This window comes from Couchioplanes caeruleus (assembly GCF_003751945.1).
GTDB lineage: Bacteria > Actinomycetota > Actinomycetes > Mycobacteriales > Micromonosporaceae > Actinoplanes > Actinoplanes caeruleus.
The window spans coordinates 3,471,796-3,485,490 of record NZ_RJKL01000001.1; the positions used below are offsets into that span (position 1 = coordinate 3,471,796).

Here is a 13,695-nt window from a genome sequence, read left to right on the forward strand (position 1 = left end):
GGCCCCGGATCCGATAGCCGCACGATCGGCATGGCGAACTTCACCCTGGGAGCGCCGTACTTCATCGGGATCTCCAAGACTGTCGAACGGGAGGGCGTCAAAGGCGGCGTAGAGGTGCCCGTCACCGACGCCAAGGGTGACGCCGCGGCATTGACTGCAAACGTCTCCGACCTGTTGGCCAGGGACGTCGACGGCATCATCATCTCCGGCGGTCCGCTGGAGGCCGCCCCGGCGGCCCTGGCCGCCATCAAACAGAAAGGCATCCCGGTCGTACTCGTCGACCGCAAGCTCAAATCCGGCGACTACACCAGCTGGGTCGGGCCGGACAACGCCGCGATCGGCCAGCAGGACGGCACGTACATCAACAACAGGCTGAAGGGCCAGGGCAAGGTCGCGATCATCCGTGGCGGCCCGGCGGACAACTCCATCGGGCTGGCCCGGACCGGCGGCGTGACATCGGTGCTGCACCAGCAGCCAGGCATCGAACTGGTGGTGGCTCCGGAGTTCGGCGAGTGGAGCAGCGACGGGGGGCTCAAGGTGATGGAGAACCTACTTGCCCGGCACCGCGACATCACGGCCGTCTTCTGCGAGAACGACTCGATGTGTCTCGGCGCGCAGAAGGCCATCAGCGACGCGGGCCGTAGCAAGGACATCTTCCTGGCCGGTGTCGACGGTCAGAAGGAAGCGCTCGCCGCGATCAACGCCGGCACCAACTATGAGGTGACCGGTCTGAACAATGCGGTCGAGATGGGCAAGGCCGCCTATCAACGCCTCATCACACTGCTTGACGGTGGCAGCGTGGACAGGGACACGGTCGTGCCCTCGCCGATGATCACCAGGGAGAACGTCGGCCAGTACTACGATCCCAAGAGCGAGTTCTAGTCCCGCTGGTCCATCAGACGCTTCAGTTGGTCGGTGGCGATCCAGCTCAGCGTCGGGTCCGGGTCGTCCAGGTAGCGGCGCAGGACCGGCACGGCCGCTTCGGGGTCGAGGTGACGCAGGACGACGGCGACCCGCTGGCGAACCACCGGGTCCGGGTCATCGGCGCGTGCGAGCACGAGCGGCGACCAGCGGGCCCGGTCGGTGACGCAGGCGAGCGCGCTGACGCTGGCCGCCCGTACGGCCGGGTCCTCGTCGGCGGCGAGCGCGATGATCCGCTGCGCCGCTCGGGGGTCCGACTCGACGGCGCCGCCGAGGGCCTTGGCCGCCTCGACGCGCCGCTTGGGCGCCGGGTCGTCGGCGAGGGCCAGGAGCGGGTCGAGTGCGCTCGCTCCACCCGTGGCACCGAGGGACGCCTGGGCGCGTTCGCGGACGCCGCGATCGGGGTCTTCGACGAGGCGGTGCAGCAGCGTGATCGCCTCCGTCCCGCCGAGGCGCCCCAGCGCGTACGCGACCGCCGACCTGATGCGTGGCGCCGGGTCGTCGGCAAGAGGGGTGAGCGCACCGACCGCGTCGTCCTTGCCCCGGTCCGCCAGGTAGCCGACGGCCGCCGCGCGGACGTCCTCGAACGGGGTCTGCAGTGCCTGCACCAGCGCCGCGTACGCCTCGGCGTGCCCGGGCTCCGCGACGGGGCGGGCCGGGATCGCCCGGCTCTTTGTCACCGTGTCGTCGAGCTTGGTGATGGCGCGGGACCGGACCTCCGGGTCGGGGTCCGACAGGGCCGCGGTCAGCAGGGGTACGGCCGGCGCGCCGGGCAGATAGGCCAACGCCCGCAGTCCCGTCCGCCGCTCCTCGACGGTCTCGCCGGTGGCGAACGCGGTCGCCGTACACCGGCCGGCTTCGGGATCCGCGCGGAGCAACCCGGCGATCTCGCCGTACAAATTGTCCTGGTTGTCGCAAAGATCGCGGGTTGCGGCGCGCAGCAGGGCCGGCAGCGCCGACGGGCCGGCGATGGTGGCCAGGACGACCGCGATCACGTCCCGGCCGAAGTCGTTCTCCTCGTCGAGGAACCGGTCCAGATGCTTGTGCAGCTCGGGCACCAGCGTGGTGTCGCCGGAGGCTCTGAGCGCGTCCATGGCCGTCTCCAGGACGTTGTGACTCTCCGCGGCGCGGACCACGTTCGCCAGGACGGCACGGGTGTCGATCATCGCGCAACCTTGTCACAGCGAGTCAAGATTTCCGCGGCCTATCCTGGTACAACATGAGCCGCGTACCGTTGTCCGTCCTTGATCTCGCCACCGTGCGCGAGGGTCACGACAGCACCGACGCCGTGCGGGGAACCACGGAGATCGCGCAGGCCGCCGACGAGCTGGGGTACGCGCGATTCTGGGTGGCCGAGCACCACAACATGCCGGCCGTCGCCTCGACCTCGCCGCCGGTGCTGATCGCCCACGTCGCCGCGCGCACGCGGCGCATCCGGGTGGGTTCCGGCGGGGTGATGCTGCCCAACCACATGCCGTTCGTGGTCGCCGAGCAGTTCGCGCTGCTGGAGGCGCTGCATCCGGGCCGTATCGACCTGGGCATCGGGCGGGCGCCGGGCACCGACCAGGCCACCGCCGCCGCCCTGCGCGGGGTCTCGCCGCACCTGACCGTCGAGCAGTTCCCCGACCACCTGGCGATGGTGCTCGCGCTACTGGGCGACGAGCGGGTGGCACCCGAGCGGGCCGGGCCGCTGCGGGCCACACCCGCGGCCCGGACCTTCCCCGAGGTGTGGATGCTGGGCTCGTCCACGTACGGGGCCCAGGTGGCGGCGGCGCTGGGGTTGCCGTTCTGCTACGCGTACCACTTCGCGATGGGCGGCGACCTCGACGCCGCGGTGCGGCTGTACCGGTCGGGGTTCACGCCGTCGCCGCGGTTCCCCGAGCCGCATCTGATGGTCAGCGCCTCGGCGCTCGCCGCCGGCAGCACCGAGGAGGCGCGGTATCTGGCCGGGCCGAGCCGGGTCATGGCGCGGAACCTGCGGACGGGCCGGCTGGGCCCGATCGTGTCGCCGGAGAAGGCGGCCGACGCCGACCTGTCCGATCTGGACCTCCGCGTCCTGCCGGGCACCCAGTACGTGGGCACCGCCGATGAGGTCGTCGCCGGGCTGGACGCCCTGGTCGAGCGGACCGGTGCCGCCGAGCTGATCCTGGCCGGCGCGGTCTACGACCCGCAGACCCGGCGGGAGTCGCTCGCGACCATCGCCAAGGCGTGGGGCCTGTGAGGCTCCGGCATATCAGGATTGTCAGGGTCCGCCGAAACCCCGGTCTGCGAGAATCAACCCCATGAATTGGCACATCACGGGGGATGTCCAGCAGTTCCTGAGCGCCACGGGCGCGTTCCTCCGCGCCCGTCCGGTGCAGAACACGCTGCCGCTGACGACCGCCGAGCATGTGCGGTTACACGGTCCGCGGGCCTACGGCCCCGAGGATGCCGTCTTCGGATGGCACGACGGCGGGGAGGCGGCGGTGGTGTGGACGCCGCCGCGGCCGCCGGTGCTGTCCCCGATGTCGCCGGGAGTCGCCGCCGAGTTGGCCGAGGTGCTCGGCGACGACCTGCCCGGCGTCTCCGGCCCGGTTGCGGCGGTGGAAGCCTTCGTCGCCGCTTGGGAGCGCCGCACCGGCACGACGGCGAAGGTGCACTCCCGGATGCGCCTCTTCCGGCTCGGCACGCTCGTGCCGCCGACTCCCCCGGCGTCCGGCTCGGCCCGGGTCGCCGACGCCGGCGATCGGGATCTGCTCGTCGGCTGGACGGCGGCCTTCTTCCGCGAGGTCGGCGAGGACGATCCCGCGATCGAGGCGTTCGTCGACGACCGGCTCTCCTACGGTGGGATGCTGCTGTGGGAGGACGGCGGCACACCGGTCTCCATGGCCGCACTGACCCGGCCCGAGGCCGGCATGGTGCGGGTGCAGGCGGTCTACACCCCGCGGGAACACCGCACCCGCGGATATGCCGGCGCCGTCACCACGGCCATCAGCCGGGCGGCCCGCCAGGCGGGTGCCACCGAGGTGGCACTCTTCACCGACCTGGACAATCCGACGTCGAACGCCCTGTACCAGCGGCTGGGCTACGAACCTCTGGAGGACCGTACCGTCGTGGAGTTCTCGTCATGAGCCGGGTGTTGCAGGTGAATCTCGCCGTGCCGCAGGACACCGGCGTCAAGAACATCGGGACCACCGGCATCACCAAGCGGCCGGTCACGCATGCGGTCGCCGTACGGGCGCCCGGCCCGAAGGGTCTGCCGCCCGAGCGGGCGAGCGGGCTGGCCGGCGACCAGATTTTCGACACCGCGCATCACGGCGGGGACGACCAGGCGGTCTATGCGTACGCCCGCGAGGACTACGACTGGTGGGAGAAGGAACTCGGCCGCGAGCTTCCCGGCGGCATGTTCGGCGAGAACCTGACCACTGTGGACGTCGACGTGTGTGGTGCCGAGATCGGCGAGACCTGGCGCGTCGGCGACACCCTCGTGCTGCAGACGACGTTCGGGCGCATCCCATGCGCGACCTTCCAATGGAAGATGGGTGAGCCGCGGTGGGTCAAGCGGTTCGCCGCCGAGAACCGGCCGGGGGCGTACCTGCGGGTCGTCACCCCGGGGGACGTCCGGGCCGGCGACGAGGTGACGGTCCTCGAGCGCCCCGGGCACGGCGTGACCATCGCCGACGCGTTCCGCGCCTGGATGCACGACTCCGAGCGCCTCGCCACCTACCTGGAGATCGACGGGCTACCCGACGGTCTCAAGGCCGATATTCGCAAGCGCCTCCGGCGCTGATCCGCGACGATGTCCTCTCGAAGGCGAGCACGTGAAGGACGCCGGCAACGACGGGGAGGCAGCGCATGACTGACCAGGTGATCGAGCGCGGCGGCGAAGCGGTCCTGCTCTGCGCCGAGTCCGGCACGCCCATCGGCGGCCCCCAGGACGCTCTCGACCTCATCGGCGCGGCGTTCGGGCAGGCCCGGATGGTGGCGATACCGGCCACCCGGCTCGACGCGGAGTTCTTCCGGCTCCGCACCGGAGTGGCGGGCGAGATCATGCAGAAGTTCGTGAACTACCGGATCCGGCTGGCGATCGTCGGCGACATCTCGGCCCACGTCGCCGCGAGCGACGCACTGCGCGACCTCGTCCGCGAGTCGAACAAGGGCGACCATGTCTGGTTCCTGCCGACCCTCGACGACCTCGACGCCCGATTGCACCGCTGATCGACCTCCGCCGGGCGCCGTAAGGGCGGGTGCGCATCCGTGCGGATGGACCCGCCCCCGGTGCTCTGCGGAGTCTGCGGCGTCGTTGGCTGGTCCGGCCCTCTGGTTGATCGCGCTAAGTCACCACGCGCCTACGATGATCGGTAGCGGTTCAGCGTGGTCGACCCAGGCCGCCGGGCGGATCAGCCTCGGGTGCGGTGTGTTCCAGGCCCATTTTGCGACGCCGGTTGCCGGCCAACGAACTGCCATTACTGCGACCCTGCACTGCTATAGAGATTGAATGGTCAGGTTGAGTCGATTGAGGGCTGGCGACGGTTCCGGGATGAGGCGCTGTCGGGGTGGACCGGCAAGGTGTTGGGTTGGTGGGGCCCGAGCGTTGGTTGCGGACCTTCGCCCGGGCCCGCTGTTTGTCGGACGTCAGTCCTGGGCGATGTAGAGCCGTTTGCCAGCGGGCTGGTAGCCGACGCGCTCGTAGACGCGCCACGCGTCCTCGCCTGAGGCTTCCAGCCAGGCGATCTCGGTGCCGGCGGTGAACAAGCTGTTGGTGATTGCGGCGGTGACCGCGCCGGCGAGTCCACGTTGGCGGTATGGCTCGCGGACGGCGATGCCGGCCACCTCACTGACTGCGCCGTTGGGTGGAACGGCCTGGCCGCCTCCGGCGCAGATGTCGGCACCGGTGACGGCCATGACCGCGACTCCGCCGTTGGACTGCAGGCGGCGGAGGCGGGCGACGTCCGCTTCGGCGGCTACCGGCTCACCGCCGAAGGCGTCGTTCTGCGCGCGCACCAGGGCGGCCCGCTGCTCCTCAGTGGCCGGTTCGTGCAGACTGAACCCGGCCGGCGCCGGTGGCGTGATGACTGAGTCGGGGGTGCATACCAGGTAGTCGTGCCGGGCTTCCACGACGAACCCGGCGGTGAGCAGAAGCGACTCGAGACTGGGTGAGCAGCTGGTGACGTACTCCAGGCGAGGTTGGCGATCGGCCTTGCGGAAGGCAGTCACCAGGGCGGTGACGTCGGCAGGGGTTATCGCGGCCCCGGGTCGCGGCGTCGCGTAGTTGATGCCGGGGCTTTCGGTGCTGGGGTCAAGTCCGATGAGGAACGGTCCCGCCTCAACCGGCATGGGCCGGGCGGCCAGGTTGGCGACAACGGACTGTTGGATGCGGACATCCATGATCATTTCAAACCTCTGAAGATGTGGGACGACGCTGAACAGCGGGACGGAGAAACGTCGGGCCGCCGTGGCGCGGTGATCCAGATGGCGCGGACCGGTCAGCCGGTCGTGTCGCGGAACTCTCAGGCGGCCGCTTGGCTCACTGAGATCACTGGCGTCATTCCCTCATGCAGAGTGCCCACGCCGGGTACGTGGTGCCCGGCGAGCCTGCCACGGTGTTTCCGAGGCTGTCAACCGCTGATTGATACATGGGTCAGGCAGTGAGGATGTCCCTTCCGCGATCAAAGACCGGTTCTGCGGCTAAGTGGGTGTCTCTGAACCCGTTTCCGCTGGTGCGAGCGGCTCAACTTTTGCTTGGCCGAGCGGCGGCGTTCGGTATCGCGTCACGGTGACGGCTTTCCGAACGGCTTGTAGGCATGGGTCGGCTAGTACGGCAACGGCAGTTGCCAGGCGAAACGGGTTCATGATCGGGTCGTTGGTCATGGTGTGACGGATGTCGATGTTGCGGTGTGGTCGGCGGAGCTGGATCGGTTGCATGCCCGTTTCGCGGGTCGGTTCGCTCGGTCGGAGCCGCGGCGGCGGGCCCGCCAGTACCTGTCCGGGCTGGTCGCGGGCCTGGACCGGACCAACGGGTGGACCCTGGCGGAGCAGGCCGCCCGCCGGCAGGATCGAGAATTGCCAGGTCGGGGTGTTCCTGGCCTACCGCTCGGCCAAGGGCCACGCGTTGATCGACCGGCAGTTGTATTTGCCGCAGGCCTGGACCGATGACCGGGACCGGTGCCGCCAGGCCGGGATCCCGGACGAGGTCGGCTTCGCCACGAAGGTTGAGATGGCCCGCACCATGCTCGCCCGCGCGTTCGCTGCCGGGATTACGCCCGGCTGGGTCACGATGGACGAGGCATACGGGCAGTCGAAGTCGTTGCGGGTCTGGATGGAAGAACACGACCAGGCGCATGTCGTCGCGACCCGCCGCAACGACGATGTGGTCACCACCAGCATGGGCTTCGCCCGCGTCGACAAGCTGATCGCCGCGCTGCCGGGCCGGGCCTGGTCGCGGATCTCGGCCGGGCCGGGGGCGCACGGACCGCGCGAATACTGGTGGGCGCGAATTCCGATTCGGGTGTTCTGGCGGCCCGGGCGTGGGCATTGGCTGCTCGCCCGCCGCAACATCAGCACCGGCGAGTTGGCTTACTACGTCTGCTACGGACCGCGCAGGACTCGGTTGATGGACCTGGCCCGCATCGCCGGCACTCGGTGGGCCGTCGAGGAGTGCTTCCAGCAGGCCAAAGGTCAGGCCGGCCTCGACGAATACCAGGTCCGCGACTGGCGAGCCTGGTACGCGCACATCACTCTGTCGATGGCCGCACACGCCTGGCTCGTCGTCGCTAAGACCCTTACCGCAAAAGGGGAAACAGCACCGGCGGCGGCATACTGATCGGCTACACCGTACCCGAGATCCGACCCCTGCTCACCGCACTGTTCGTCCGCTCTCACCAGCCCAGACAGCACCTCTGGTGGTGGTCACACTGGCGCCGACGACGCCAACACCAAGCCCGCCTCAGCCACTACAAACGCCGCGGCTACACCCTCTTCTAACTGCCGTTGCAGTACTAACTGCCGTTGCAGTATTAGCGGGACCGTACCAATTTCGCGACCCCCGTCTGGTCAGGTACGCAGCGTTGCCATCTGCAGAAGCTTCAGCGACCGGCCAGCCGCGGTGGTGCGGCCGAGGTCGGTCCTCGGCCGCACCACCGCAGCGTCTGTCGCGCTACTTCCGTCAGGAGCCGGACACGAGTTGGGTCCGCGTCTTGTCCCAGTTGCCGCGCCCCGAGTCCCACACCGTACGGGCGGCGGCCTTGCCCGTCACGTCGTCGAACACGAACAACTTGGTCTGCGCGTTGCCGTAGTCGTAGAACGCACCGATCTCGCCCTGGCCGTCACCGTCGAAGTCACCGGCGACATACGACGCCCTTCCCGACTCCCAGTTGCCGACCTTCGAGTCCCACGTCCAGCGGGCGCTGGGTGCACCTGCCACGTCGTCGTAGAGGAACAGCTTGGTCTGCGCGTTGCCGTAGTCGTAGAACGCACCGATCTCGGCCCGCCCGTCACCGTCGAAGTCACCGGCGACATACGACGCCCTCGCCGACTCCCAGTTGCCGACCTTCGAATCCGACACCACACGGGCAGTGGGGGTCCCCGTCACGTCGTCGTAGACGAACAGCTTGGTCTGCGCGTTGCCGTAGTCGTAGAACGCACCGATCTCGGCCCGCCCGTCACCGTCGAAGTCACCGGCGACATACGACGCCCTCGCCGACTCCCAGTTGCCGACCTTCGAATCCGACACCACACGGGCAGTGGGGGTCCCCGTCACGTCGTCGTAGACGAACAGCTTGGTCTGCGCGTTGCCGTAGTCGTAGAACGCACCGATCTCGGCCCGCCCGTCACCGTCGAAGTCACCAGCGACATACGACGCCCTCGCCGACTCCCAGTTGCCGTGCCCGGAGTCCCACACCTGCCGCGGGCCGGTCCCGTTGTCGACGTCCGAGAACAAGAACAGCTTGGTGTGCCCGTTGCCGTAGTCGTAGAACGCGGCGATGTCCTGCACGCCGTTGCCGTCGAAGTCGCCGGCCACCGGCTTGCTCCGGGCGGCGTCGTAGTTGCCGGCGCTGGAGTCCCAGTTCTGCGTCTCGCTGGCCGCCGGGCCACCCAGTTTGCCGAAGGTGAACAGGCGGGTCGCCGAGCCCGAGTAGTCGTAGAACGCTCGGATCTTGTGGGCCTTGAGGGCGGCGGCCTCGTCGAGCTCGTACGCGTCGTACTGGCCCTTGCGGAGGAAGGCCGCGACGTCATCGGCCGTGCCGGCCAGAGCCCCACGCGCGGCCTTGGCGAGATTCCGGTGCAGCGCTTGCTCGGCACGAGTGAGGATGTCCTGCGCACGGCGGCGGTCCTCGGCCTCGGCGGCGTCCAGGGCGTTCTCGATGTCGCGGTCCACGGCCTGGTCGATGCCGGTGTCGATGAACGCCTTCCAGACCGCCGGGTCAGCGCTGCGGGCGGCCGAGCGGGCGGCCGCATGAACCTCGCTGCCGTCGGCCGCATGGTTCCAGACCGCGGTGACGAAGTCGCGGTCCGGCAGATTCAGCAGCTGCTCGTTGACGGGCAGGCGGATACGGTCGGCGGCGTGCTTCTTGGCAGCGCGGGCAAGCTCGGCAGCCTTCTCCGCCGCGGTCTTGTCATCGTCTTCCCTGATGCGGCGTTCGACGTCTTCCTTGGCCGCGGCCGCCATGCCGGAGGCGATGAACCGCTTCTGCTCCTCGGGAGTGCCCTTGCGGGCCGCCTTCGCGGCCGCCTTGACATTTACCCACTGGGGGTCCTCGTCAGCGAGCTCCCAGATCAGCCCGATGAACTGGGCGTCGGTGCCCCGGAGCAGCTCGGCGTCGGCCACGACACGGATGCTGGCGGCAGCCGCAGCGCGTGCCTGATCGGACAGGCGCTTGTCGTCTGCTTTCCGCTTTTCCCGCGCGATGTCACGGTCGTAGGCGGCCTTCGCCCCGCTGACGATGAACTCGGCGCAGGCCCGATTCGCCGCTTGCGGGTCAGCCGAGGTCGAAGAGGTGCCGAACGCCTCCTCGGCAGCGATCCGTACCTCGATCAAGTCGGGTTTGTCCTTGACGTGCTTCCAGATCTCGATGACGAAGTCGTAGTCGGCGCGCTCGAGGAGCGGCAGGTCGTCACCGAGACCGAACTTGCTGGCGACGGCCAGCTTCTGCTCGTAGGAGGCCTCGGCCGCGACGGCGTTGCGGAGGGTGGCGGACAGTCCGGACACCGGTGCGGCGTGGGCGACCGCCGGCAGGCCGGCGGTGAGGGTGATCGCGGCAAGCCCGGCGGTCAGCAACCGCCGCGCCAGGGCGCGTTGGGACGCATTCATGTGTGGTTTCCCCGTTTGACGACTAGTGATCAGGCATCCAGGGACAGCCGGCGGCAGGATCCGTCCGGACCGGAGCAGCACGGGCTGATCGGCACGGCAAGGGCCGTGGATGCGACCGGGACGGTAACCCGTGGGCAGCGGCGAGGCAACGCGCGTCGGGCAACGTCCGGTCTCGACGGCGCGCCGATGCTGGTAGACGGCATGGAGTTATTGATCACCCGTGTGCGGCGATGGAATTCGGCACCTCTTTATGCTTAGATGCGCCGACGGGGCGCCGCGGGTTCGGCCATGGTGTTCCTGCCGTAGGCGACTCGGGTGTCCGATGCCCCCGCGGTGGCGGCGGCCTCGATGTCCCGCTCGGCAGGGGCCTCGGTCACCGGGGTCCGGTCCTCGCCCACTGTCGGTTCCGTCTTGGGACGTCCGCGGCGGGTGTCCCAGATGTCACGGGCGAGGATCTGCAGGATGCCGGCGACCGGGATCGCCAGCAGCGCGCCGAGGATGCCGGCCAGCTCCACCGGCCAATGCCGCGCCCGGCACACCGCCGAACAGAACACCACCGAGGCATTCGCCGCTGCCGGCAACCGCCCACCGCAGACCGGGCACCGCCGTGGCAGCAGCTCGGCCGACGTCCGCCCGGCCCGAGCCGGCTGCGGCACCAGCGACAACAAACCCCGGGCACGACGCCCGCCACCGGTCATACCGCGAGCCTACGACCAGCACTAGAGAGCGTGTTTGCGAAGGTCAGACGCTAGAGGACTCGCCGGATGAGGGCGGTTCAAGCTGGCGGGCTGCATTTTAGAGTGCGTGTATGCCGATGTTCCGTCAGGTACATGTGTGGCCGGACAGCGGCTTTCCGAAGCGGCCCTGGAACGACGACCCCGACGTGGACTCCTTCGCCCGTATCAGTCGCGGCGTCTGCGAGGCGTACAGCCAGGCGCTGCCGGGCCTGGCACTGGTTGCAAGGGCGTCTGTCATGCGACTGAACGCCGACCCGGACGCGTCGCGCCGACCGCGGCCCGCGCTGGACGCCCCGCGCGCGGACATGGTGGAGGTCAGCGCCCGGTTTCTCGGCTCCCAGGAGAATGGATGGGTCGCAGTGCCGGTCGGTTTCGCGAAGCTGCCCACCGACCAGAAGCGCCAGCTGGGCTTGCGCATCGTGCACCACGGCGTGTTGGAGCTGGCCCGTGCGCTTGGCTGGGATCCGGTCGTGCTCACCGGCGCATTGCACCACGTCGGGGCGAGGGTCTACCGCTACTGGTGGGAAGGCCCATGGAAGTCGGCGCCTGACCGACGACATCGGGCTCGCGGCGTGGCCAGCATTACTGACGACGGGCTCGGCTACCTCCATGTTGAGGTTGTCACTGCTGCTGGCGACCTGATTGCCCGCAGCGAGGATCTCCATGCCGCCTACCACGGTGAGCACCTGGTACAGATGTGCAAGACGGTCCGCTGGGACGGCTCCGCTCGGGTCGTCATCGATTTGCTCGGTACACAGCAGTGGCAAACCGTGATTGATCTCGACGGTCAGAACGCCGGAGCACCCCATGGTGCTCACCATTGAGCACACGGCCCGGTACGCAACGCAGCCGCTACAGCAGCGCAACCTGATCTCCTGGTGAAGACTCACGCCATGGTCGAGCTGGGCCGCTGAGGTTCAAGGACAGGCTCTGAAGATGCAGATCTCGACTGGTCGAGATGGACCGTTGCATTTGCGGCGTGTCGACGTGACGCCGGCCGAGGAGTCTCTGTAGTGGCCGACGGGAAAAGCGGTAGCGGCGCAGCGGCATGCATGACTGGTCTTCGAGGATGAGTCCGGTCAAACGCTGCGCCCACCGAGGGTCGTACTCTGGGCCGGCGCGGACAGACGCCGATATTCCGGTGTCCGCCAAGGGATCCGGGGGCGTGTCGATCGCTGCGCTGACTTGCTACCACCCGGCCAGCGGTCGCGGCTGATCTACCGCACGATCGTGCACTGCGGCCGCAAAGGCGAACGGCGAAGCTTCAGTGAACGCGACTACATACATCTGCTCGACGCCGCCCATCAGCAACTCGACGGCCCGATCGTGCTGGTCTGAGGACAACCTGAACCCATCGAGCCCAACTCAACCTGACCTTTCAAGCTCTGTAGCCGGCCAGAGCCTCGCGCAGGTCTCTTGCCGCCCGCTCGTCGGCGCGGGCCATGGAGCCGTCCGGCATCGCGGCGACCGCCGCGGCCACCATCAACACCGCGGCCGCGAAGGTGAAGGCCCAGGGCAGGCCGCCCGGATGATCGACGATGCCTCCGGCGATCGCTCCGCCCGCGGCGCTGCCTGCCACCGACACCGTGACCATCCAGGTGTACGCCTCGTTCAGCATCGCCGCCGGGGCGATCCGGCCCACCAGGCTGTTCTCGACCGTCAGCGCGGGGGCGATCGTCGCGCCGCCGATCACCAGGGCGGCGCCGAGGGCCGTCGGGGTGGGCATGACCGTCAGCACCAGGAAGCTGAGCGAGACCGCGGCCAGGAGCCAGGCGAACTGCCGATGCAGCGCCATCGCGGGGCGGCGGGTGCCGAACCAGATGCCGCCGACCGCGCTGCCGAGTCCCCAGACGCCGAGCAGGACGCCGCCGAGGCCGTCGCCGCCGCCGTGCTGGTCCGCGTACGCCGGGACGATCACGCCCGCCGCACCGAAGGCGATGCCGAGTGCCCCGACGCAGATCAGCAGGGCGGGGAACCCTCCGACCTTCAGCGGGCCGAGGCCGCGGGCGGGCTCGGCGGACTCGTGGCGCTGCCAGCGGCGCATGATCGGCAGCAGGGCGATGCCGACCGTGCCGCCCAGAGTGACCACGGCGGCGAACACGAGCGCGGCCGTAGGGCCGGTCAGCACGACGAATGCCGCCACCAGCAGCGGGCCGAGCACGAAGACCAGCTCGAACAGCGACGTCTCGGCGGCCATCGCGGCCGGGCGCAGGGCGTGCCGGCCGGAGCCGGGCGCGGTCGCGTCGGTCCAGGCGCGACGGATGGCGGCGGTCAGCGGCGGGTACGTCGCACCGGCCAGCGCCGACGCCACGACGATGGCACCGAGGGCGTCGCCGCCGCCGCGGCTGACGAGGATGAGGCCGGTCAGGGCGAGCGGGTGCAGCACGGCGGTGACGAGCAGCACGGGTGACGGGCCGATGCGGTCCGCGAGGCGGCCGGCGATCGGGCTGACCGCGGCGCCGGCCAGCGCGTACAGGCCGCCGGCAAGGCCCGCGGCGGCGTACCGGCCGGTGGTCTGCTGCACCAGCAGGAGCAGTGCGAGCGGGGTCATGCCGATGCCCAGCCGGGCCAGGATGCCCACGACGAGGAGGACCTTTCCGCCGGGCATCCGCCACACGCCGAGGTACTCACGCAACGCCGTCACGGCCCGATCACCTCCCCTTCCCGAGCGACCATAACGGCGGGAGAGGGCTCGGCCGTACCGCAATAGAGCCCTCTGTCATGGAGGTCACCCCCCGGGCGAAGGCG

11 protein-coding genes and 1 pseudogene are annotated in these 13,695 nt (G+C 69.6%); 7 read left to right on the forward strand and 5 right to left on the reverse strand.

The features are described from left to right. Positions 1-30: 30 nt before the first annotated feature. Positions 31-882 carry a substrate-binding domain-containing protein gene (locus EDD30_RS15445; RefSeq protein ID WP_211277666.1) on the forward strand — a complete coding sequence of 284 codons (852 nt, stop codon included), beginning with the start codon at positions 31-33 and terminating at the stop codon, positions 880-882. On the opposite strand, the gene EDD30_RS15450 is transcribed toward EDD30_RS15445, so the two are convergent. Then, entirely contained in the window at positions 879-2,087 is a 1,209-nt protein-coding gene (locus tag EDD30_RS15450; RefSeq protein WP_071803267.1) for a HEAT repeat domain-containing protein, read from the reverse strand. The two genes, EDD30_RS15445 and EDD30_RS15450, sit on opposite strands and share 4 nt — an antisense overlap. 53 nt (positions 2,088-2,140) lie before the next feature. Between EDD30_RS15450 and EDD30_RS15455 the strand changes: the two genes are divergently transcribed. From EDD30_RS15455 to EDD30_RS15470, 4 genes are all read left to right on the forward strand, one after another. Further along, the gene (locus EDD30_RS15455; RefSeq protein ID WP_071803266.1) at positions 2,141-3,142 is read left to right on the forward strand and encodes an LLM class flavin-dependent oxidoreductase; all 1,002 of its coding nucleotides are present in this window, start codon (positions 2,141-2,143) and stop codon (positions 3,140-3,142) included. Positions 3,143-3,203: 61 nt separating this feature from the next. Next, complete coding sequence (locus EDD30_RS15460) at positions 3,204-4,031, forward strand: GNAT family N-acetyltransferase (RefSeq protein WP_071803265.1); 828 nt, start codon at positions 3,204-3,206, stop codon at positions 4,029-4,031. Further along, positions 4,028-4,690, forward strand: coding sequence for an MOSC domain-containing protein (locus tag EDD30_RS15465; protein WP_071803264.1), 663 nt, complete (start codon positions 4,028-4,030; stop codon positions 4,688-4,690). The genes EDD30_RS15460 and EDD30_RS15465 overlap by 4 nt, the downstream gene beginning before the upstream one ends. A gap of 65 nt (positions 4,691-4,755) precedes the next feature. Then, positions 4,756-5,118: a DUF4180 domain-containing protein gene (locus EDD30_RS15470; RefSeq protein ID WP_071803263.1), complete on the forward strand. Its 363-nt coding sequence runs from the start codon at positions 4,756-4,758 to the stop codon at positions 5,116-5,118. A gap of 417 nt (positions 5,119-5,535) precedes the next feature. On the opposite strand, the gene EDD30_RS15475 is transcribed toward EDD30_RS15470, so the two are convergent. Then, on the reverse strand, positions 5,536-6,288 hold the full coding sequence (locus EDD30_RS15475) for a GNAT family N-acetyltransferase (RefSeq protein WP_071803346.1): 753 nt from the start codon (positions 6,286-6,288) through the stop codon (positions 5,536-5,538). A 486-nt stretch (positions 6,289-6,774) separates the two neighbouring features. Here EDD30_RS15475 and EDD30_RS15480 point away from each other — a divergent pair. Continuing rightward, positions 6,775-7,723, forward strand: a pseudogene (locus tag EDD30_RS15480) (IS701 family transposase). 342 nt (positions 7,724-8,065) lie between these two features. Here the strand turns inward: EDD30_RS15480 and EDD30_RS15485 are convergent. Both EDD30_RS15485 and EDD30_RS39900 read right to left on the reverse strand, forming a co-directional pair. After that, complete coding sequence (locus EDD30_RS15485; RefSeq protein ID WP_123678298.1) at positions 8,066-10,210, reverse strand: FG-GAP repeat domain-containing protein; 2,145 nt, start codon at positions 10,208-10,210, stop codon at positions 8,066-8,068. Between the two features lie 254 nt (positions 10,211-10,464). Then, entirely contained in the window at positions 10,465-10,908 is a 444-nt protein-coding gene (locus EDD30_RS39900) for a hypothetical protein (RefSeq protein ID WP_211277769.1), read from the reverse strand. 110 nt (positions 10,909-11,018) lie between these two features. On the opposite strand from EDD30_RS39900, the gene EDD30_RS15500 reads away from it, so the two are divergent. Then, a complete protein-coding gene (locus tag EDD30_RS15500; protein ID WP_143162658.1) occupies positions 11,019-11,771 on the forward strand; it encodes a hypothetical protein in 753 nt (250 codons plus the stop codon). Between the two features lie 554 nt (positions 11,772-12,325). Here the strand turns inward: EDD30_RS15500 and EDD30_RS15510 are convergent. Then, positions 12,326-13,591 carry an MFS transporter gene (locus EDD30_RS15510; RefSeq protein ID WP_071805166.1) on the reverse strand — a complete coding sequence of 422 codons (1,266 nt, stop codon included), beginning with the start codon at positions 13,589-13,591 and terminating at the stop codon, positions 12,326-12,328. Positions 13,592-13,695 lie beyond the last annotated feature (104 nt).